Origin of the sequence: Terriglobus tenax (assembly GCF_025685395.1) — a bacterium.
In the GTDB taxonomy this organism is placed as follows: domain Bacteria; phylum Acidobacteriota; class Terriglobia; order Terriglobales; family Acidobacteriaceae; genus Terriglobus; species Terriglobus tenax.
Genome location: NZ_JAGSYA010000004.1, coordinates 760,105 through 779,845 on the forward strand (window position 1 = coordinate 760,105; position 19,741 = coordinate 779,845).

General features: G+C 61.9%; 16 protein-coding genes. 10 read left to right on the forward strand and 6 right to left on the reverse strand.

What is annotated here, in order from left to right; genetic code table 11:
• The first annotated feature begins 24 nt into the window (after nt 1-24).
• From plsY to OHL13_RS08720, 7 genes are all read left to right on the forward strand, one after another.
• A complete protein-coding gene (gene plsY, locus OHL13_RS08690) occupies nt 25-657 on the forward strand; it encodes a glycerol-3-phosphate 1-O-acyltransferase PlsY (protein ID WP_263409736.1) in 633 nt (210 codons plus the stop codon).
• On the forward strand, nt 654-1,646 hold the full coding sequence (locus OHL13_RS08695; protein ID WP_263409737.1) for an NAD(P)H-dependent glycerol-3-phosphate dehydrogenase: 993 nt from the start codon (nt 654-656) through the stop codon (nt 1,644-1,646). Before plsY ends, OHL13_RS08695 begins: the two co-directional genes overlap by 4 nt.
• A 67-nt stretch (nt 1,647-1,713) precedes the next feature.
• Nucleotides 1,714-2,709 carry a signal recognition particle-docking protein FtsY gene (gene ftsY, locus OHL13_RS08700; protein ID WP_263409738.1) on the forward strand — a complete coding sequence of 332 codons (996 nt, stop codon included), beginning with the start codon at nt 1,714-1,716 and terminating at the stop codon, nt 2,707-2,709.
• A gap of 10 nt (nt 2,710-2,719) precedes the next feature.
• Nucleotides 2,720-3,841, forward strand: a complete 1,122-nt coding sequence (gene ribD / locus OHL13_RS08705) for a bifunctional diaminohydroxyphosphoribosylaminopyrimidine deaminase/5-amino-6-(5-phosphoribosylamino)uracil reductase RibD (RefSeq protein WP_263409739.1) — start codon at nt 2,720-2,722, stop codon at nt 3,839-3,841.
• Between the two features lie 163 nt (nt 3,842-4,004).
• Nucleotides 4,005-4,667: a riboflavin synthase gene (locus OHL13_RS08710; protein WP_263409740.1), complete on the forward strand. Its 663-nt coding sequence runs from the start codon at nt 4,005-4,007 to the stop codon at nt 4,665-4,667.
• Between the two features lie 121 nt (nt 4,668-4,788).
• Entirely contained in the window at nt 4,789-6,255 is a 1,467-nt protein-coding gene (locus tag OHL13_RS08715) for a hypothetical protein (protein ID WP_263409741.1), read from the forward strand.
• 135 nt (nt 6,256-6,390) lie between these two features.
• Complete coding sequence (locus OHL13_RS08720; protein ID WP_263409742.1) at nt 6,391-9,387, forward strand: serine/threonine-protein kinase; 2,997 nt, start codon at nt 6,391-6,393, stop codon at nt 9,385-9,387.
• Between the two features lie 227 nt (nt 9,388-9,614).
• On the opposite strand, the gene rho is transcribed toward OHL13_RS08720, so the two are convergent.
• From rho to OHL13_RS08735, 3 genes are all read right to left on the reverse strand, one after another.
• Entirely contained in the window at nt 9,615-10,865 is a 1,251-nt protein-coding gene (gene rho / locus OHL13_RS08725) for a transcription termination factor Rho (protein WP_263409743.1), read from the reverse strand.
• Nucleotides 10,866-11,021: 156 nt separating this feature from the next.
• Nucleotides 11,022-11,243, reverse strand: coding sequence for a DNA-directed RNA polymerase subunit omega (locus OHL13_RS08730; RefSeq protein ID WP_263409744.1), 222 nt, complete (start codon nt 11,241-11,243; stop codon nt 11,022-11,024).
• Between the two features lie 495 nt (nt 11,244-11,738).
• Complete coding sequence (locus tag OHL13_RS08735) at nt 11,739-13,316, reverse strand: YifB family Mg chelatase-like AAA ATPase (RefSeq protein WP_263409745.1); 1,578 nt, start codon at nt 13,314-13,316, stop codon at nt 11,739-11,741.
• Between the two features lie 110 nt (nt 13,317-13,426).
• On the opposite strand from OHL13_RS08735, the gene OHL13_RS08740 reads away from it, so the two are divergent.
• From OHL13_RS08740 to OHL13_RS08750, 3 genes are all read left to right on the forward strand, one after another.
• A complete protein-coding gene (locus OHL13_RS08740) occupies nt 13,427-14,371 on the forward strand; it encodes a HEAT repeat domain-containing protein (RefSeq protein WP_263409746.1) in 945 nt (314 codons plus the stop codon).
• An 81-nt stretch (nt 14,372-14,452) separates the two neighbouring features.
• Entirely contained in the window at nt 14,453-15,838 is a 1,386-nt protein-coding gene (locus OHL13_RS08745; protein ID WP_263409747.1) for an L-serine ammonia-lyase, read from the forward strand.
• A gap of 256 nt (nt 15,839-16,094) precedes the next feature.
• Nucleotides 16,095-16,805, forward strand: a complete 711-nt coding sequence (locus OHL13_RS08750; RefSeq protein WP_263409748.1) for an RsmE family RNA methyltransferase — start codon at nt 16,095-16,097, stop codon at nt 16,803-16,805.
• A gap of 78 nt (nt 16,806-16,883) precedes the next feature.
• On the opposite strand, the gene dnaJ is transcribed toward OHL13_RS08750, so the two are convergent.
• From dnaJ to hrcA, 3 genes are read right to left on the reverse strand one after another with little or no spacing between them, the layout of a single operon-like run.
• Entirely contained in the window at nt 16,884-18,035 is a 1,152-nt protein-coding gene (gene dnaJ, locus OHL13_RS08755) for a molecular chaperone DnaJ (protein WP_263409749.1), read from the reverse strand.
• Nucleotides 18,036-18,062: 27 nt separating this feature from the next.
• The gene (grpE, locus tag OHL13_RS08760; RefSeq protein WP_263409750.1) at nt 18,063-18,605 is read right to left on the reverse strand and encodes a nucleotide exchange factor GrpE; all 543 of its coding nucleotides are present in this window, start codon (nt 18,603-18,605) and stop codon (nt 18,063-18,065) included.
• 35 nt (nt 18,606-18,640) lie between these two features.
• Nucleotides 18,641-19,720 carry a heat-inducible transcriptional repressor HrcA gene (gene hrcA, locus OHL13_RS08765; RefSeq protein WP_263409751.1) on the reverse strand — a complete coding sequence of 360 codons (1,080 nt, stop codon included), beginning with the start codon at nt 19,718-19,720 and terminating at the stop codon, nt 18,641-18,643.
• Nucleotides 19,721-19,741: the final 21 nt, after the last annotated feature.

Consider the following 19,741-nt stretch of genomic DNA (forward strand, 5'->3'; position numbering starts at 1 on the left):
ATTGCTACACTTGCATCTGACGCAATGAACCCCTGGCTGCTTACGCTCGTCCTTGCCTACCTTCTGGGATCCATTCCCTTTGGCTATATCCTTGTCCGCCTGTTCCTCAAGCAGGACATCCGCGCCACCGGCAGCGGCAACACCGGAGCTACCAACGTGGCCCGCAGCGGCAAAAAAGGCCTGGCCATCGCCACGCTTCTGCTGGACCTGCTGAAAGGCGTCGCCGCCGTTCTGATTGCGCGTTACATCGCCGGCGCGCACGGCCTGAGTGCCGAGGACATGGCAGCGGCAGCCGCGGCCATGGCCATCATCGGCCACATCTTCCCCGTCTGGCTTGGCTTCCGCGGAGGCAAAGGGGTGGCCACCGGTCTCGGTGTCTTCCTTGCCATCTCGCCGCTTGCGACGCTCTGCTGCCTCGCCATCTTCATCGTGGTCTTTGCCCTTTGGAAGTATGTCTCGATGGCCAGCATCCTGGCGGCAGCGGCCTTCCCGGTAGCCGCCTTCCTGATCTCGCACGGCAATGTCAGCGCCATCGTTGCGGCCAGCTACGTGGTCATCCCCGCCATCATCATCTTCAAGCACCACTCCAATATTCAGCGCCTGCTGCAGGGCAAGGAGAACCGCTTCGGCTCCAAGAAGAAGGCGGCACAGGCATGAGCCGGATCGCTGTACTGGGGGCTGGCGCCTGGGGCACCGCTCTGATGCTGACGCTGGCGCGCCGTGGCGGCCATGAGCTCACGCTGTGGGCCCACTCGGAAGACGAAGCCGTCACCATGCGCTCCACGCGCCAGAACAAACGCTTCCTTCCCGGCTTCTCCCTGCCTGCGGATCTGGCCATCACATCATCGCTGGAAGAAGCCGTTCCCTCTGCCGAGGTCTTGCTCTGCGTCGTGCCGTCGGAGCACCTGCGCGCCACCTTCGTCAACGCGGCCTCGCTCATCACGCCACAGCACGCGATCGTCTCCGCCACCAAGGGCATTGAGCAAGGCACCTTCCTGCGCATGAGCCAGGTGATTGAGGAATTGACCCCCGCCAAGGTCGCCGCTCTCTCCGGCCCGTCCTTCGCGCAGGAGGTCGCCGAGGCCATGCCCACGGTTGTCACTATCGCGGCCAAAGACCATGCACTGGCCAAGCGCCTGCAGGAGGATTTCTCCTCTTCCACTTTCCGCACCTACGCCAACGAAGACATCGTCGGCGTGGAACTGGGCGGAGCGCTGAAGAACGTCATTGCACTGGCCGCCGGCGTCGTCGCCGGACTTGGCCTGGGACACAACGTCGCCGCCGCCCTGATGACCCGCGGCATCGCCGAGATCACGCGTCTGGCCGTGGCCTGCGGCGGCAAGCCCGAAACGCTGGCAGGCCTTTCCGGCCTGGGCGACCTGGTGCTCACCTGCACCGGTTCCCTCTCCAGGAACCGCACTGTCGGCATGGAGCTGGGCAAGGGCCGCAAGCTGCCGGAGATCATCGCCTCGCTGGACGGCAAGGTGGCCGAGGGCGTTCGTTCCACCTCCGCCGCCCTGGGACTGGCGCGCCGTCACGGCGTGGAGATGCCCATCACCCAGCAGATGGACGCTGTCCTTCACGAAGGAAAGGCTCCCATGGACGCCATCCACGCGCTGATGACGCGTTCGCTGCGGACCGAATAAGAGAAAAGCAGATCCCTCCGCTCCGCTGCAGATTGCGTTGTCGCGCACGGCGATACACTAATAAGCGATGGCTATTCAAACACTCTTCGGCTCGCTGAATGACAACGAGCCCCGTAAACCGGAACAGGAAGAGGAAGCACTTGAAGTAAAGAGCGGCTTCTTCAGCCGCATGAAGCAGGCGGTCACGCGCACGCGTGACAACCTGACCTCGCAGCTGGACCAGGCGCTGTCCTTCACACGCTCGGTCAACGAGAGCGATCTCGAAGACCTGGAAGCGATCCTGCTCACCGCCGACATCGGCCTCGCCACCACCAACGAGATCATCAGCCGCCTGCGCGAGCGCGCCCGGCGCGAGAGCATTGACTCCGGCTCCCAACTGAAAGACCTGCTGAAGCAGGAGATTCGTTCCATCCTCGATAGCGTGCAGCGCCCCGTGCATCCACCGGCAACGCCGCCCGAGGTCATCCTGATGGTCGGCGTGAACGGCACCGGCAAGACCACCACCTCCGGCAAGCTGGCCGCATTCTTCCAGTCGCAGAACCGCTCTGCCCTGCTGTGCGCTGCCGACACCTTCCGCGCGGCCGCCATTGAGCAGCTTGAGGTCTGGTCGCAACGCTCCGGCGTTCCCATCATCAAGACGCGCCAGGGTGGTGATCCTTCCGCCGCGCTGTTTGACGCTCTTGAAGCCGCGAAGAAGCGCGAGACCCAGGTCGTCCTGGTCGATACCGCCGGGCGCCTGCATACCAAGACCGGCCTGATGGCCGAACTCGACAAGATGCGCCGCATCGCGCAGAAATTTGTCCCCGGAGCACCGCACCAGGTCTTCCTGGTCATCGACGCCACAACCGGGCAGAACGGCCTGCAGCAGGCACGACTCTTCACCGAGAGCGCCGGCGTCACCGGCATCGTGCTCACCAAGCTGGACGGCACCGCCAAGGGCGGCATCGTCGTCGCCATCGCGCATGAATTGAAGCTGCCGGTCGTCTTCTGCGGTATCGGAGAAAAGATGGAAGACCTGCTCCAGTTCGATTCAGCCGCCTTCGTCGAAGGACTTTTCAACTAGGCGGGCCTTGATGAAACAGACCGGCGACCTTCAGTACATGCAGCAGGCCATCGCGCTGGCGCGTGAGGGTGTCGGTCTTGTTTCGCCCAACCCCACCGTGGGCTGTGTGCTGGTGAAGGATGGCCGCGTCATCGGTCGTGGCTTCCACATCTATGACCACCGCGACCACGCGGAGATCGTCGCCCTGAAGGAAGCCGGTAGCGAGGCCGAAGGCGCCACCGCCTACGTCACGCTGGAGCCCTGCAGCCACACCGGACGCACCGGCCCATGCGCCGACGCACTGGTGCATGCGAAGCTTGCGCGCGTCGTGGCGGCTACCGTCGACCCCAACCCGCAGGTCGCCGGACAGGGTCTGGCAAAGCTTACCAAGGCGGGTATCGCCGTGACCGTCGGCGTTCTGCAGCAGGAAGCCCGCCGCCTGAACGATGCCTTCGCCAAATGGATCGTCACCGGCTCGCCGTACGTTGTGCTGAAAGCGGCGCTCTCCGTCGATGGCTACCTCGCGCCTCCACCCGCAACGCGCCACACGCAGGAGCCGCACTGGCTCACCGGCCCTTCCGCACGCGCTCACGTGCAACAGATACGCCATGCCGCCGATGCCATCCTCACCGGCGTCGGCACGGTACTGGCAGATAATCCCCAACTGACCGACCGCAGCGGGCTCCCGAGACGCCGCCCCTTGTTGCGCGTTGTACTCGACTCCCACCTTCGCCTGCCGTTGACCAGCAAGCTGGTGGAATCTGCGCAGGACGACCTGCTTATTCTCTGTGGCGAAACGGCTCCTGTGCAGCACGAAGATAAGCTGCGCGAGCATGGTGCCGATGTCGTTCGTCTTCCCGCGCAGCACAACCACGTTGATCTCACCACCGTTATGCGATGCCTTGCCGAGCGGCAAATTACCTCTGTGCTATGCGAAGGTGGCAGCCGCCTGAATGCCTCGCTGCTGACAAGTGGAGCGGTCGATGCTCTGGCTCTTTTCTATGCCGAGGCGGAGCTTGGTGCGGGCTCTGTTCCCTTCGCCGAAGGCGGCCCTTCGCCGTATGTTCTGGAGCAAAAATTGAGCGGGCTTGCGAAGACAGAGTTTGGCTCCGACACGCTGGTGACCGGATACCTGCGCGATCCCTGGGCCTGAAGGCCTTCATTCTGTCCCCTCATCTTTGACATTTCGACCGGCGCAGGACGGCTTTATCGTCCTGCGCAGCGGAGAAACCTGCATTCCAGGTCCCTCCGCTTCGCGTCGCTCCGGTCGGGATGACAAAACGCGAAGAAACAGCCGCCCGCACTAAAATAAAACCATGTTCACTGGCCTGATCGAGACCACCGGCTCCATCCGTTCCCTCACCCCGACTGACGGAGCAACGCGCATCGTGCTGGACGCGCCCGCATCGCTGACCGCGCGGCTGAAGGAAGGCGACAGCGTCTCTGTCTCTGGTGTGTGCCTTACCGCGCTCGACATCACCGAGAGCAGTTTCTCCGCCGATCTTGCCGCCGAGACCATCGCACGGACCTCACTCTCGCGCCTCACCTCGGGCACCGCAGTGAACCTTGAGCTGCCCACGCCTGCGGGCACTCCGCTCGGCGGACACATCGTGCAGGGACACGTGGACGCCACTGGAACCATCGTTGAATTAAGCCCGCTGCACCCTGAGACCCCGGAGCATTCCGACTGGCGTCTGCGTATCCGCGTACCGGTCGCGCTTACGCGCTTCATCGTGGAGAAAGGCTCCATCACCATCAACGGCATCTCGCTCACCGTGGCCGGGCTGGAGTTCGATGTCGTCACCATCGCCATCATTCCGCACACCTATGCCGCCACCAATCTGCGCACGCTCACGGTTGGCTCCGAGGTGAACCTCGAAACTGATGTTCTGGCCCGCTACGCCGAGCAGATGCGTCTGCAGTCGCTGGCTGCCGAAGGCTCGCTGACCGAGGCTGGATTGATCGCCCGGGGATTCTGACGAACTCCGAACTAATGTCGACAACCGTTGCCGGGATGCTCTACCATCCCGTCTCATGCGACACTTCTCCTCCGGCCGACGCGAGTTTCTGCGCACCGGATCCCTGCTTGCGGGATCCGCGATGCTTCCCTCTTTTCTCTCCGCACAGGTTGCTACCGCGAAACTGAGCCTCGGCACCGGCACCGGCCCGAAGATCTCGCCGGAGTTCATCGGCCTTTCCTACGAGAACATGCAGTTAGAGGATCCCACCTTCTTCTCCGCGAAGAACAAGGGCCTGGTGGAGCAGTTCCGCCTGCTGTCGCCGCGCGGCGTTCTGCGCCTGGGCGGCAATACCAGCGAGTTCAACTGGTGGCAGGCCAGGCCCACCGACAAACCTCCCGTCCGCAACATCGTTCTGCAAGATGGCAGCAAGCCGGCTGACTATCTCTACGCCATCTCACCGGAGACTATCCGCGAGTTGGACAGCTTTCTGCGCGCCACCGGCTGGACCTGCATCTACGGCCTGAATCTTGGCTACGGCACACCGGAGACGGATCTGCCCGAGGCGAAGTTCGTCTACGAAACCCTGGGACCGCGCCTGGAATACTTCCAGATCGGCAACGAGGTCGATAACTTCCCGCAGTACCGTCTGCGCGAGAAGTCCGAATGGAACGCCGACGCTTACCTCGCCGAGTGGCTGAAGATCGCCCACGCCGTGCAGAAAGCTCTTCCCAAGGCGAAGTTCGGCATGCCCGACGTCGCCTCGGACACCACCTGGCTCACCCGCATCGCAGAGCTGTGGGACGCTGTCCCCGATAAGCCCAACGTCACCACGCTGAGCCATCACCATTACTGGGGTGGTCCGCCCAGCAGCCCCAACGCCACCATCGAGCGCCTGATGCAGCCCAGCGCCGCAGCGGCAAAGCAAGCCACACTCACCAAGGCAGCCGCGGAGAAGATGCACACCGCCTATCGCATGACCGAGGGCAACACTGTTTACCGCGGAGGCAAGTATGGCTTGAGCGATGTCTTCGCCTCAGCGTTATGGGGTGCTGATTACCTCTTCCACCTGATGGCCAACGGCTACAGCGGCGTCAACCTGCACGGCGGCAGCGGCCACGCGCAGGCGGTTTCCGTCGGCGGCACCTTCGTGGGCGAAGCAGACATGAAGGACCCCAACGCACCGCACCCCAAGCCCTTCTACACACCAATCGCCAACGAAGGCACACTGGCCGGCAGCGGCGTCAACGGCAAGCTGAACAGCAAGTACCTGCTGGAGCCGGTGGGCTATGGCATGAAGTTTGCCGCCTCGTTCGCGGGCACCACCATGATTCCAGTGGAGTTCAATGCCGGCGGCGTAAATGCCGTGGCCTACGCCGCAAAGGAAACCAGCGGCAAGACCATCGTCGCCATCCTGAACAAGGACCTCGCACAGGAGATCACGGTGGAGCTTCCCGCATTCACCGTTCGCCATCTGCTCACGGCCCCGGCCATCGATGCACGCGAGGCCCATCTGCTGAGCGGCCGCGAAGCTGCCGGAAAGCTCATCAGCCGCAACGGATCGATCGTTATTCCAAAGGCTACAGGCGTTCTTCTGGAGCTGAAATAGATTTTCAGCAATCCTTCCCGAGATGCCCGGAGCACCATGCCGGGCCTCTTGCATTTAACAGCGCTTCCCCTCTTCTGTCGGCTGAGATACCATTCGCGTATCCCTTAGTTTGTTTTATTTTGTCTCCTCTGCCTCATGCGCACCTGTATTGTCTGCACCGCTGAGTTGCCGGACACACCCGGACCTTGCCCTGTCTGCAAGTCCGAACCCGTCTATCGCACGGCCATTGCCGTAGCGGAGTACGGGTCCAGCGCCAATGGGGCCACGCCAACACCGGTTTCCAGTGACAGCAGCTCGTCGGCAGACGAGGCCACGCTTCTCTCCGTCCCCAGCCAATACCTCACACCCTCCGACGAGATGGACACCGGCATCTGGGCGGAAGAGACCCTTGTCACCGGCGACGCCACACCGACGCCTGCGTTGCCCACGCCAACACCTATCAGCAGTTTGCCGGGCGTCATTGTTCCGCCGACACCGACTCCCACGCCCACTTCGTCCGCCACCGGGGAGACACCCACTCCAAGCGACCTGCCCATCACGCACAACAGCAGCGGCACGCCGGTCAGCACCAACAAGCCCTCCGGTCACAGCGCCGGCTCAACGCCCTCCGGGCAGACCTCGCTTGAAGAGCAGGAACTGGTCCCCGGAACACTGCTGGTCGGCCGCTACCGCGTCGTCTCGCCGCTTGGCCGCGGCGGCATGGGACGCGTCTATCGCGCCGAAGACCTGAAGCTGGGCCAGACCGTTGCTCTGAAGTTCCTGCCCCCCGCCATGTCGAACGACCCGGCATGGCTGGCGCGTTTCTTCTCCGAGGTCCGCACGGCGCGCGAGGTTACCCACGGTAACGTCTGCCGCGTGCATGACATCGTTGAGATTCCCAACCCGAACGGACACTCCATCCATTTCCTGACAATGGAGTACGTGGACGGGGAGAACCTCTCCGCCCTGTTGAAGCGCTTTGGCCGCCTGCCTACGCAGAAGGCGCTGGAGATGGCCGCGCAGATCACCGCTGGTCTCGCCGCCGCGCACTCCAAAGGGGTGCTCCACCGCGATCTGAAGCCCGCCAACATCATGGTGGATGGCCGCGGCCATGCCAAGATCACCGACTTTGGCCTGGCCACCGTCGCCGGGGATGGACGCCTGAGCGAGGTTGCTGGAACTCCAGGCTACATGGCCCCGGAACTGTTCACCGGAGGACAAGCCTCTGGCCGCTCCGACCTTTTCGCCCTGGGCATCGTGCTGTACGAGCTGTTTGCCGGCCGTCTGCCCTGGAACACCAAGAACCCGAAGGAACGCCAGCAGACCCCTCCGACGCCCCTGAAGCGCTATGCGCCCAAGGTTCCTGCCGACGTCGAGCGCGTCATCATGCAGTGCCTGGCGACCACCGTCACCGACCGGCCCGTCTCCGCCGCTTTTATGATGCAGGAGTTTCCGGCGGTCGACATGGTGGCACACGCCATGGCGCAGGGCGAGACCATCACGGTCGACCAGCTCACCGCCTCCGCCAATGAGACCGAGTTGCCGCTGCGCAATGCCTGGGCGCTGATCGGGATCACTCTTCTGGGCCTGGCAAGCTGCTTCCTGTTTGCCCCGAAGGCCACCACGCTGGGCGTCGCTCCGCCTGCCTTGTCCTATGACGAGATGCTGCACCGCTCGCAGGAACTTCTGCGCGAGCTGCACATTCCGGACCGCGCCACCAACACCGCCGCCTGGCTGCAGCAGAACGGCAGCATCGCCGACTACTGGAAGAACGACCCCAGGAAGATTGCCTCCGCCAGCGAAGGTCCGCTGCTGCTGACCTATCGTACCTACAGCAACTCCTTGCTGCCCATCCAGCTGAGCCCGCGCAACCTGCCCACGCAGACTGACCCTGCGGCCAATCGGCCCGGCATGGTCTCCATCGACGTGGACTCCAACGGGCGCCTGATCCGCCTGGTCAACATGCCTGACCAGGAAGAGCTGAACGCGCAGCACCAGGCCAGACCCACTGACTGGAACGCCGCTTTTGCCGCCGCCGGGCTCGACCCGAAGCTGATGCACGAAGTCACGCCGACCATCACCCCGCCGGTCGCCATGAATGAGCAGAAAGAGTGGGCCGGCACCTACCCCGGCCACCCCGATACGCCCATCAGCTTCACCGCCAGTTCCTGGTACGGCAAATTCACTTACCTGCGTGTCATGCCGCCGTGGAACCAGCCTCTCGCGGTGGCAAAGGGCCTGATCGCCGCCACCTGGAGCCAGATCTTCCTCTACCTGGCCTTCTTCGGTACAGCCATCCCCCTGGTGCGGCGCAATGTAGCCATGCGGCGCGGCGATATGCGCGGGGCCTACACGCTGGCCTCCGGCGTCTTCCTCCTCTTTGTCGTGGCCGCCTTCTGCGGCTTCAAGCCGACCGGCAGCCCGGATGCCACCTTCTCCTGGCTGCTGACCAAGATCTCCTACGGCCTGTTGACCGCAGGCATTGCATGGCTTGGCTATGTGGCCATGGAGCCATTCGCCCGCCGCCGTGTCCCCCGTCTGCTGATCAGCGCCGCGCTCATTCTGAAGCGCCAGTTCACCTCGCTGACGGTCACACGTGACATCCTTCTGGGCGTCAGCCTGGCCGCCGCCTGCGCTGGCGTGGAGTTCGCCCTGACCGCGCTCCTGAAGCCGTTGATCCCTTCGGTCGAGCTGTGGGAGGTCGAACCGCTGCTGCTCGGCGGGCCGATCCCCTGGCTGAACACCGTCCTCATCCTGGCAGGTACGGTCATCGTGAACACCGTGCTCGCCATCCCGGTCTTCGTCGCTCTGCGGGCCGTGCTGAAGCGGACCTACCTGACCGCCGGTATCCTTGCCTTCATCCTGCTGCTGGCGCATGTCTCTGCCCATGGCGAATGGGCCAGCCTTCTGGTCGAAGCCGTCTGGGCCGCTCTGCTTGCCTACCTTATCTCACGCGTTGGCGCACTGGCCGCCGCGGTCTTCGTCTTCGTCTCGAAGATGCTGGAGCAGCTGCCCTGGACAGTTGATCCTAACAACTGGCTCGCTCCGCCCATGTACACCGGCGTAGCCGCCGTCGCCGCTCTGGTGATCTGGAGCTTCTACCACGCCATCGGCGACCAGAAGCCGCTGGGCTTTATCAAACTCGACGACTAACGCCCCCTACAAAATTTGTCATCTCGACCGAAGTCCGCAGCACGGAGCGGAGAGATCTGTATTTCCCGCCCATCCATGCGGGGATAGGTGGGATGCTAACCGCTTCATCCAAAGCAAAAGGCGCAGCCCTGGGGCTGCGCCTTTCGTCGTTCGCGTTCTGTTGCTGAGAACCAGACCACCTGGACCGCGCGCGGATTGCTCCGCGCCAGAACCGCGAAATCTGTTGCCTAGAGCGAGTTCATGTTGTGCAGGAACTCGCTGTTGTTGCGCGTCTTGCCCAGCTTGTCCGTCAGAAGCTCCATCGCTTCCACCGGGCTCAGCGGGTTCAGGACCTTGCGAAGGATCCAGATGCGCTGCAGGTCTTCCTTCGCGATGAGCAGCTCTTCCTTACGCGTACCCGAACGCTGGATGTCGATCGCCGGGAAGACACGCTTGTCGACCAGCTTGCGCTCCAGGATGACTTCCGAGTTGCCGGTACCCTTGAACTCTTCGAAGATGACCTCGTCCATACGCGATCCGGTGTCGACCAGAGCGGTGGCGATGATCGTCAGGCTGCCGCCCTCTTCAATGTTGCGGGCCGCGCCGAAGAAGCGCTTGGGGCGCTGCAGGGCGTTCGAATCCACACCGCCTGAGAGCACCTTGCCCGAGGGAGGAACGATAGTGTTGTAGGCGCGCGCCAGACGGGTGATCGAGTCCAGCAGGATAACGACATCACGCTTGTGCTCGACCAGGCGTTTGGCCTTCTCGATGACCATCTCGGCTACCTGAACGTGACGTGCCGCCGGCTCGTCGAAGGTGGAGGAGATGACCTCGCCCTTCACCGAACGCTGCATGTCCGTCACTTCTTCCGGGCGCTCGTCGATCAGCAGAACGATCAGCACAACTTCCGGGTGGTTCGAGGTGATGGAGTTCGCAATCGACTGCAGCAGCATGGTCTTACCGGTACGCGGAGGAGCCACGATCAGGCCACGCTGGCCCTTGCCCATCGGCGTCAGCAGGTCCATCACGCGGCCGCTGATGTTGTCGCGCACCGTCTCCATCTTCAGGCGTTCCTGCGGATAGAGCGGCGTCAGGTTGTCGAACAGGATCTTCGAACGGGTCTCTTCCGGAGACTCGAAGTTGATGGCCTCAATCTTGACCAGGGCAAAGTACTTCTCGCCCTCATGCGGCGGGCGAACGTTGCCGCTGATGGTATCGCCGGTCTTGAGATCGAACTTGCGGATCTGGGAAGGAGAAACGTAGATGTCATCCGGGCCGGGCAGGTAGTTGTAATCCGGCGAGCGGAGGAATCCATAACCATCGGGCAGAATTTCAAGCACGCCTTCAGCGAAGATATGGCCTTCTTTTTCGCTCTGGGCCTGCAGAATTTTGAAGATCAGGTCCTGCTTGCGCAGGCCGCTGGTTCCAGGAATTTCTAGGCTGCGTGCAAGCTTGCCCAGTTCCTGGATGTTCATTTCTTTGAGTTCTGAAATTGTCATTGTTGCCTTTTTTTCTGAATTGGGGAATCTTGCTGCGGGCGGGAAAAGCTCACTGCGGAACTACGGACTGCGGTTTGCTGAAGGGGATGCTGCGGAAGAGGTCTTGCTAAGGCACTTATAACATCTGCCGGAGATGCGGCAAAGCCGCGGGCCTGTTTAGGCCGCGCGGCGATTCTGCACGCGATTGGAGCGAACCGGGCTGGCCAGTTCAGCGCCGACCGGCGACTCTACGCGAAAACGGCCCAGGACGTCGTTCGTGGTGTCCTGCACACGGGTGTTGGGCTTGTGGAGCTTGCGCGTCGCCTTCGAGGCGAGCTGACAAAGCTCATAACGGTTCTTGACGTGCGTAAGTGCTCCAAAAATAAGGTCTGAGCGCATAAGCGATTCCTCTCTCTACCGACCGGGGTACAGTCCTCACCCGGCGCTGCTGTCGACCGCAGACTTCGTTAGCTGCAAATCGTGTTTCTGTTTCAATAGACGATGCGCCGGGACTTCAGGATGCACCTATCTTTTGTCCATTTCGGGCACGCAAACCTGCGCTCTCTGTCTACATCCACATAATTTGATTTGTGGAGCCGGCGTCCCTGACAGATCCCCAGTCGGGACCTCCAAATGGAACAGACGCCATCGGGGTCTAGTGCCCCTTCCAAATTGTTTGTCCGGGGTACCTGGCACTCACCCCAACATGCTGGCCGCCGCTACCGTCCAAACCGGCTATCAACCGCGACCTTCCAGAAGGTAACGCCTGAGCCGGGGCAAGGTCAATACTTTTTTCGGAATTTCCGGCCGTTCAAGTATCCCAAAAATGGGATCACATCGTTCCCCTTCGTAATCAATCATTTACCGCAACGCTGCAACAGGATTGGTGCATTTTCAAGACCAATATTGGCGATCCAGCGTCCGATATTGAATCGCTTCTGCAATGTGGCGAACATTAATCTGCGCTTCTCCGGCCAGGTCTGCAATGGTACGAGCTACCTTCAAAATCCGGTCATGCGCCCGGGCGCTGAGCCCCTGCTGCTGCATGGCGCGCTCCAGCAACCGTTCCGCATCGGAGGCCAGCTCGCAGTGCAGCCGGATCTGCTGCGTCGACATCTGCGCGTTGGCAAATACGCGCTGGCTGCGACGGGCGCCTTCAGGCGACAAGGCAAAGCGGTCATGCTGCCGCCGCCGGGCATCAAGAACCCTGGCACGTATCTCGCGCGAGCCCTCCGCCGCCGCGCCCGAGCGCAGCTCCTTATACTGCACGGCGGGCACCTCGATGTGGATGTCGATCCGGTCCAGCAGAGGTCCGGAGACCTTGGAAACATACCGCTGAATCATGGGCGGCGTACACATGCACTCGCGGCTTTTGTCATTGAAGTAGCCGCAGGGGCATGGGTTCATGGCGGCAATCAGCATGAACCGCGCCGGAAAGCTCAGACTCATGGAAGCGCGCGAGATGGTAACAACACCATCTTCCAAAGGTTGCCGCATCACCTCCAGAACGTTGCGGGGAAACTCCGGCAGCTCGTCCAGAAACAGCACCCCGTTGTGCGCCAGCGAGACCTCTCCCGGCCGCGGCACGGCTCCACCGCCGATCAGTCCGGCATCGCTGACCGTGTGGTGCGGCGACCGGAAGGGGCGGTGTGTCACCAGCCCGGTCTCAGCATTCAATACACCGGCCACCGAATGGATCTTGGTCGTCTCCAGCGCTTCTTCAAAGCTCAGCGGTGCAAGGATCGACGGAAAGCGCTTGGCCAGCATGGTCTTGCCGCTTCCCGGCGGACCGATCATAAGCACGTTGTGTCCGCCGGCAGCGGCAACCTCCAGGGCGCGCTTGGCCGTGTGCTGCCCACGCACATCGGAGAAGTCCGGGAGAGATTCCTGGATCTCCTCCAGAAGCGTGCTTTTATCCAGTTGAATCGGAGTAAGACTTTCCTGCCCCGTTGCAAGAGCGTTGATCAGTTCCCGTGCCTCCAGAAGACTGCGCACGGGATACACCTTCACGCCATCGACGACGGCAGCCTCGCGCGCGTTCACCGCGGGGACCACCATCCGCTTGATGCCCTTCTGACGCGCAGCGACAGCGACGGGCAACATGCCCTGCACCGCGCGCACGGTGCCATCCAGTCCAAGTTCTCCCAGGAAGAGAAACTCTGTAAGGTCCGTGGCCTGCAACGCGCCGTACGCGCCAAGAATGCCGAGAGCGATCGGAAGATCGAAGCCCGAGCCCTCCTTACGGATATCGGCCGGAGCCAGGTTGATGGTGATGCGGACCGGCGGCATGTCAAAGCCGGAGTTGCGAATGGCGCTGCGCACGCGATCACGGCTCTCTTTCACGGCGGCGTCCGGAAGACCGACGGTCGAGAAGCTTTCCTGCTGCTGCTGCACTGTGGAAAAGTCGACTTCAACATCAATCAGGTGCGCGTCGATGCCGTAAACAGCTGCACTGCGGGTCTTAAAGAGCATGTTGGCCTGGTGTTTCCAGTGAGGCAGTAAATTGTTCCGACTATAGCATCCAATCTTGCAGAAGAGCGTTGCAGGAATCTCATGCTGCAAACGCCGGAAAGCACAACACCATGAAGGCCTACACGACCCCACTTCGCCGTTCCCTGCATATGCTTGCGTGGGCCGGCGGGTTGATTGCCCTCTTCCTCTGCCTGAATGCCGTTGCCCCCGCGGAACCGCTGAACCGTGCGGAGGAGGCAGCAGCAGCCATGGACGCTCCCAAGGCAAGCTCCACACAAATCAACAGCGATGCCTGGAACATCCTGGAGAAGGATGCCTCCGACAAAAAGACGGAGACCTTGATCATGGTTGTCTCCGCGCTGGGTGACCTTGGAGCTGAGCCCAAGGCACAGAACATGCTGATGGAAGCCGTCGGCAGCTCCGACATCGACGTGCGCATGGCAGCGATTGCCTCCATGGGCCAGACCAGGAATCAGATGTTTGTCCCCACGCTGCGCAAGCTGCTGGATGACGAGAAGCCGCAGATCGCTTTCGCGGCGGCCAGCACACTGTGGACCATGGGCGACCACTCCGGCAAAGACGTGCTGTTTGCCGTGGTGGACGGAGAGCGCAAGGGCGATGCCGGAATGCTGGGCGGCGCCATGCATCAGGCCAGCAGAGACATGCACTCTCCCACCGAGATTGCAAAGATGACTGCTCCCTTCTTCCTCGGGCCGTTCGGCATCGGTTTTGCCGCTTACAACTACATGCACCGGCCCGGCGGCGACAGCCCGCGCGTCATCGCCACCGAACTGATTGCGCAGGACAAGTCAGACGATGTCCGCAAGGTGCTGGTGGATGCGCTCACGGACAAGGACGCTGAAGTGCGCCAGACGGCGGCCCGCATGCTGGGCGACTTTCATGATGACAACATAGCGCAAAGCCTCGTCCCCCTGTTTGTCGACAGCAAGCCGGCGGTCCGCATTACCGCGGCAGCAACAGCCATTCGTTTGACCTCGACGCGCACCTCTCCCCCCGTTGCTCCAAAGCATAAGAGCAAAAGAACAAAGCCCTAGAACGGGCGGCTCCATGTAGTCTGAAAGGCAGAGCCGGCGGCTCTGCCTTTCTGCTTTGTGACAGCCGGCCATGGAACGGCCTTGAATACATCTCTCTTTGAACTCTTCAAAATCGGCATCGGACCTTCTTCCTCTCATACGGTTGGCCCGATGCGTGCCGCTTTGAACTTCACACTCCATCTGCGGCAGTCTGGCGTGCTGCAGAGGACATCCCAGGTTCGCGCGGAGCTGTTCGGGTCACTTGCCCTGACCGGACATGGCCACGCGACCGACAAAGCCGTGGTGCTTGGCCTCTCCGGCGAAGCTCCGGACCAGGTCACGCCCCAGACGATCGACCGCATTCTTGCCTCGTGGCACACAGACGGAAACATCCTGCTAGCGGGTGAACAAACGCTCGCACTGCGCGAAGGCGTCGAGCTTCTCTTCCGCCGCGACCAGATGTATCCCGATCCGGAGACACCATCGCATCCCAACGGCATGCGCTTCACTGCACTCGATGCCGAAGGCAATCCGCTGCACATGGAGACGCTGTTCTCCATCGGCGGAGGCTTCGTGGTGAATGCCGACGAATTCGGCAAGCAAAGCTCCGTTGCACCACGCAATGTTCCGTATCCGTTCCACTCCGCTGCAGAGCTGTTGGAGATCACGAAGAAGCACAGCCTCACCATCGCGCAGGCAGTCATGGCGAATGAGATTGCCCTGGCCGGCGACGAAGCCACGGTGCGCGAACGAATCCTCGCCATCTGGAAGGTGATGCAGGAGTGCACCGAAAAGGGCATGGCCACGGAAGGCATTCTTCCGGGAGGGCTGAATGTACGCCGCCGCGCTCCTCGCCTGGCAACGCGTTTACGCACGCAGGGCAGCGCTGACCCGCTGGCTCCGCTGGACTGGGTAACGATCTACGCCATGGCGGTGAACGAAGAGAATGCCGCCGGTGGACGCGTCGTCACGGCACCAACCAATGGCGCGGCCGGCATCATTCCTGCTGTCGCGCACTATTACCTGAACTTCATTCCGGGCGCGGACGTAGAAGGCATCCTTCGCTACTTCCTGACGTCGGCTGCGATTGGCGTGTTGTACAAGGAGAACGCATCCATCTCCGGCGCCGAGGTTGGATGCCAGGGCGAAGTCGGCGTAGCGTGCAGCATGGCTGCCGGTGGACTTGTCGCCGCTCTGCATGGAAGCAACGATGAAGTGGAGCACGCCGCCGAGATCGGCATGGAGCATAACCTTGGCATGACCTGCGATCCCATCGGCGGCCTCGTGCAGATTCCATGCATTGAACGCAACGCAATGGGAGCCGTGAAAGCAGTGAACGCATCACGCATGGCGATGCATGAAACAGAAGGACATAAAGTCACGCTCGATCAGGTCATCAAGACGATGTATCAGACCGGACTTGATATGCAATCGCGCTACAAAGAGACCTCGCTCGCGGGTCTCGCGTTGAATGTCATCGAGTGCTGACGCTTGTGCGTGTTCTCAAATTCTCATCGCGCATGACAACTTTCTTCACTTTTCTCTTGACACTCTTTTTTCAGAACTCTATACATTCCCTAGTTGCAACTCAGCGTTGCTGTTTGCAACAGGGAGAATAGAGGGGCGACGAGCTCGGCAAGGCAAAGAACGAACGCCGGACGTCAGCTTCCAACTAAAGGCAACAAACAAGGCAACACATACGGGGAGCGCGACAGCGCTCCCCGCAGTGTTTAAGCTGAAAGAGATGACACGCCGCCGCTGGATTGCCGACACATGGAATGACGAACGCACCTCTGCTTCCCTGCTGGGTGAGCAGGCACAACACCTTGCACGCGTGCTGCGCGCTGAAGTGGGACAGACCTTCGATGTCGTTGCCGGAGGCTTTCTGCACCGCGCCACCGTGGCCAGCGTGAACGAGAACGAAGTGCAGTTTGATCTGCACGAAGAACAGGAGATTGATCACGCACTGCCAGTACACCTGCTGATGGCGGTCTTCAAATTTGACCGCATGGAATGGGCGATTGAGAAAGCAACGGAGCTTGGTGTGGAGCGCATTACTCCCGTGCTGGCTCGCCGCACCGAAAAACATCTGACGCAGGCTGCGGCAAAGCGTGTGGAGCGCTGGCGCCGCATTGCACTCGAAGCCAGCAAACAATCGCGCCGTGTTGCCGTTCCGGAGATCGTCGATCCCATGCCCCTGAAGGCGGCTCTTGCCGGGGAAACTTCGACTGCAAAAATTCTTCTCTCGGAGACCGAGCAGGAGACAACGATTGCCTCCATCATCCGCAAAGAGGAACCAACCGCGCTGGCCATCGGCCCCGAAGGCGGATGGACCCCGGAAGAGATGGCGCTGTTCACGCAGAACAGTTGGACACCGGTGACCATCGGCCCGCGCATCCTTCGCGCGGAGACCGCCGCCATTGCCGCGCTGGCCATTGCCGGTGCGCTACTGTAGCCAACGATGATCGGCAGAAATAAAAAGGCGCGGAGTCATCCGCGCCTTTCCTTGTTGCTTGCAGCCTGAACCTTATGCCTAGCTGAAGATGTCCTTCACCTTGCCGAAGATGCCGCCGCGTTCATGCGGTGCATTGTCGACGGCCATCGTCTCGCTCAACTGCTCCAGCAACTCGCGCTGCTGCTTGGTCAGCTTGGTCGGCGTCTGCACGCGGACCTCCACCAGAAGATCGCCCTTGCCGCTGGAGTTCAGGTGCGGAACGCCCTTGCCCTTCAGCTTGATCACCTTGCCGCTCTGCGTGCCTTCTGGAATCTTGATGGTGGACGGACCTTCGAGCGTAGGCACCTCAAGCTCCGCTCCAAGCGATGCCTGCGGGAACGAGACCGGCATGGAGCAGTGCAGGTCGTCACCGTCACGCTCAAAGAAGGCGTGCGCCTTGACCGTCAGCACCACGTAGAGATCGCCCGAGGGGCCGCCGAAGCGCCCTGCCTCACCTTCGCCGCCATAGCGAATGCGGGTGCCGTCTTCAACACCGGCCGGCACCTTCACCAGGATGGTGTGATCGCGCTGCAGACGGCTTTCGCCCCTGCATGTGGGGCATGGGTCTACGATCAGCGTGCCCGTGCCCTGGCACGAGGTGCAGGCGCGCGCAATGGAGAAGAAGCCCTGCTGCATGCGAACCTGTCCACGGCCGCCGCAGTGCGGGCAGGTGATGGGCTGCTTGCCCTTGGCAGCGCCGCTGCCGTGACAGTCCTCGCAAAGATCCATGCGGCGGATCTTGATCTCTTGCTCCTTGCCGAAGACAGCCTCTTCGAACTCGAGCTTCAGGTCGTAGCGAAGGTCGCGTCCACGCTGCTCGCGCGTCGCGCGGCCACCGCCGCGCCCGCCGCCAAACATCTCGCCGAACAGGTCACCGAAGATGTCGCCCAGGTCTTGCGCGTCGCCACCGAAGGGACTGCCGCCGTTGAATCCGCCGGGACCGCCCGCTCCGCCAACGCCAGCATGGCCAAAACGGTCATACGCGGCGCGCTTGTTTGCATCGCTCAGCACCTGGTAGGCCTCGCTGCATGCCTTGAAGCGCTCTTCCGCCTCGGCATTACCAGGGTTGCGGTCAGGGTGATACTTCAGCGCCATCTTGCGATAGGCTGCCTTCAGCTCCGTATCGGAGACTGTCCGCTCAACTTCCAGGACTTCGTAGTAATCAATCTTCACGTTTGCCGTCGCACTCATGGGTATTGCTTCCTGCTGACTGATGCCTTAGTCGTTCACCTGCGCGTGGTTGATGGCGATCTTCACCATGGCCGGACGCAGCAGTTTGTCCTTGATGCGGTATCCGCGCCGCACTTCCTCTAATACCTGATGATCCGGATGCTCAGAGGTTTCAACCGAACCCAGGGCCTCATGCACATGCGGATCGAACTGTGCGCCTACAGTCTCCACCGCGGTCACGCCCAGGGTCTTCAGAGCCTCTTCCATCTGCTTCAGAATCAGTTCCACGCCGGTGCGCAGCTGCTCGGCGCTTCCCTGCGACTTCAGCGCGAGCTGGAAGTTGTCCAGCACGGGCAGAAACTGCTCCACCGCATTGGCCACGGCATAATCGCGGAAGTCCACACGCTCCTTGGCCTCGCGCTTGCGGAAGTTGTCAAACTCCGCCTGCAGGCGCGCCAGACGGTCCACCAAACCATCGCGCTCAGCCTTCAGCGTCTCCACTTCACTTGGCGCAGCAACTTCCACGGCTGCCGCAGTCTCTTCCACCGGAGCGGCTCCAGCCTGCTCCTGTACCTCAGTTTCGTTGTTCATATTCCTGAAAATCCTTCTCCATCTATTTTCTCGCATCAGGGCCGCTCTGTGGGATTGCCGGCATGCAGCATGCGGTCAAACAGCTGTGCTACGTAACTGACCGCTCCCATCGTCTGCTCGTACTGCATGCGCTGCGGCCCAATCACCGCCAGGGCGCCGCGGGTCTCGCCACCGATGGTCGCGGGCGCGGCCACCAGCACCAGCCCTTCCATGCCGGGAGCATACTCTTCCAGATCGAAAACGACGCGGACGCTCTTCTGCTGCGCGTCAATGTAGGCGTTCAGCAGGTCCACCAGGTGCTGCTTGGCCTCCAGGGCCTGCATCATCGCCCGCAGACGGTCACGGTCCGCGTGGCTGCCCACCAGGTTGGCCACGCCGTCTACGTAGACGGTCTGCACCACGGTCTCGCCTGCCGGAAGCGCCTGCTTCCAAAGTTCTTTGACGCGCGACAGCAGTTGCTGGTACTCGCTGCGCTCGGTCTCAATGCGGTGTCCAAGCTCCTCGCGAATCGCGTCGAGCGTCCAGCCGCGGAAATTTTCATTCAGATAGCTGGCCGCCGCTTCCAGCTCCGCCACGGCCAGGTCACTGCCCACCGTCAACATGCGGTCGCGCACGACACCGGGGCGCGTCACCACCACGGCCATAATGCGGCCGCCGCCCAGGCGCGAGAAGTAGATATGCTCCAACTGGTCACTGATACGCGCGCTGGCCAGCGCAACACCCACACCGCTCGACAGGGCAGCAAGCACACTGCTGGTGCGTTCCAGGAACCCCTGTGTGCTGCCAATTCCCTGCAACTGCTGGTCAATCACAACGCGCGACTGCTCAGTAAGCGCAGGGTTGCCGCCACGCAGACGCTCCACATACACACGGAAACCGGAAGCGGTAGGAATGCGTCCCGCGGAGGTATGCGGCTGCTCCAGCAGACCCGCCTCGGAGAGGTCAACCATCAGGTTGCGAATGGTGGCTGAGCTAAGGCCCACAATCTCACCGCCCGCGCTGCGCACAACCGCCTGCGACGAAACCGGCTCGCCGGAGGAGACATACTCTTCCACAATCGCCGTCAACACGGCCAGCTTTCGCGGAGAGAGGTTCGCTGTCAGCCCTTGCCCCATATCTTCTATTGTGAACTACCC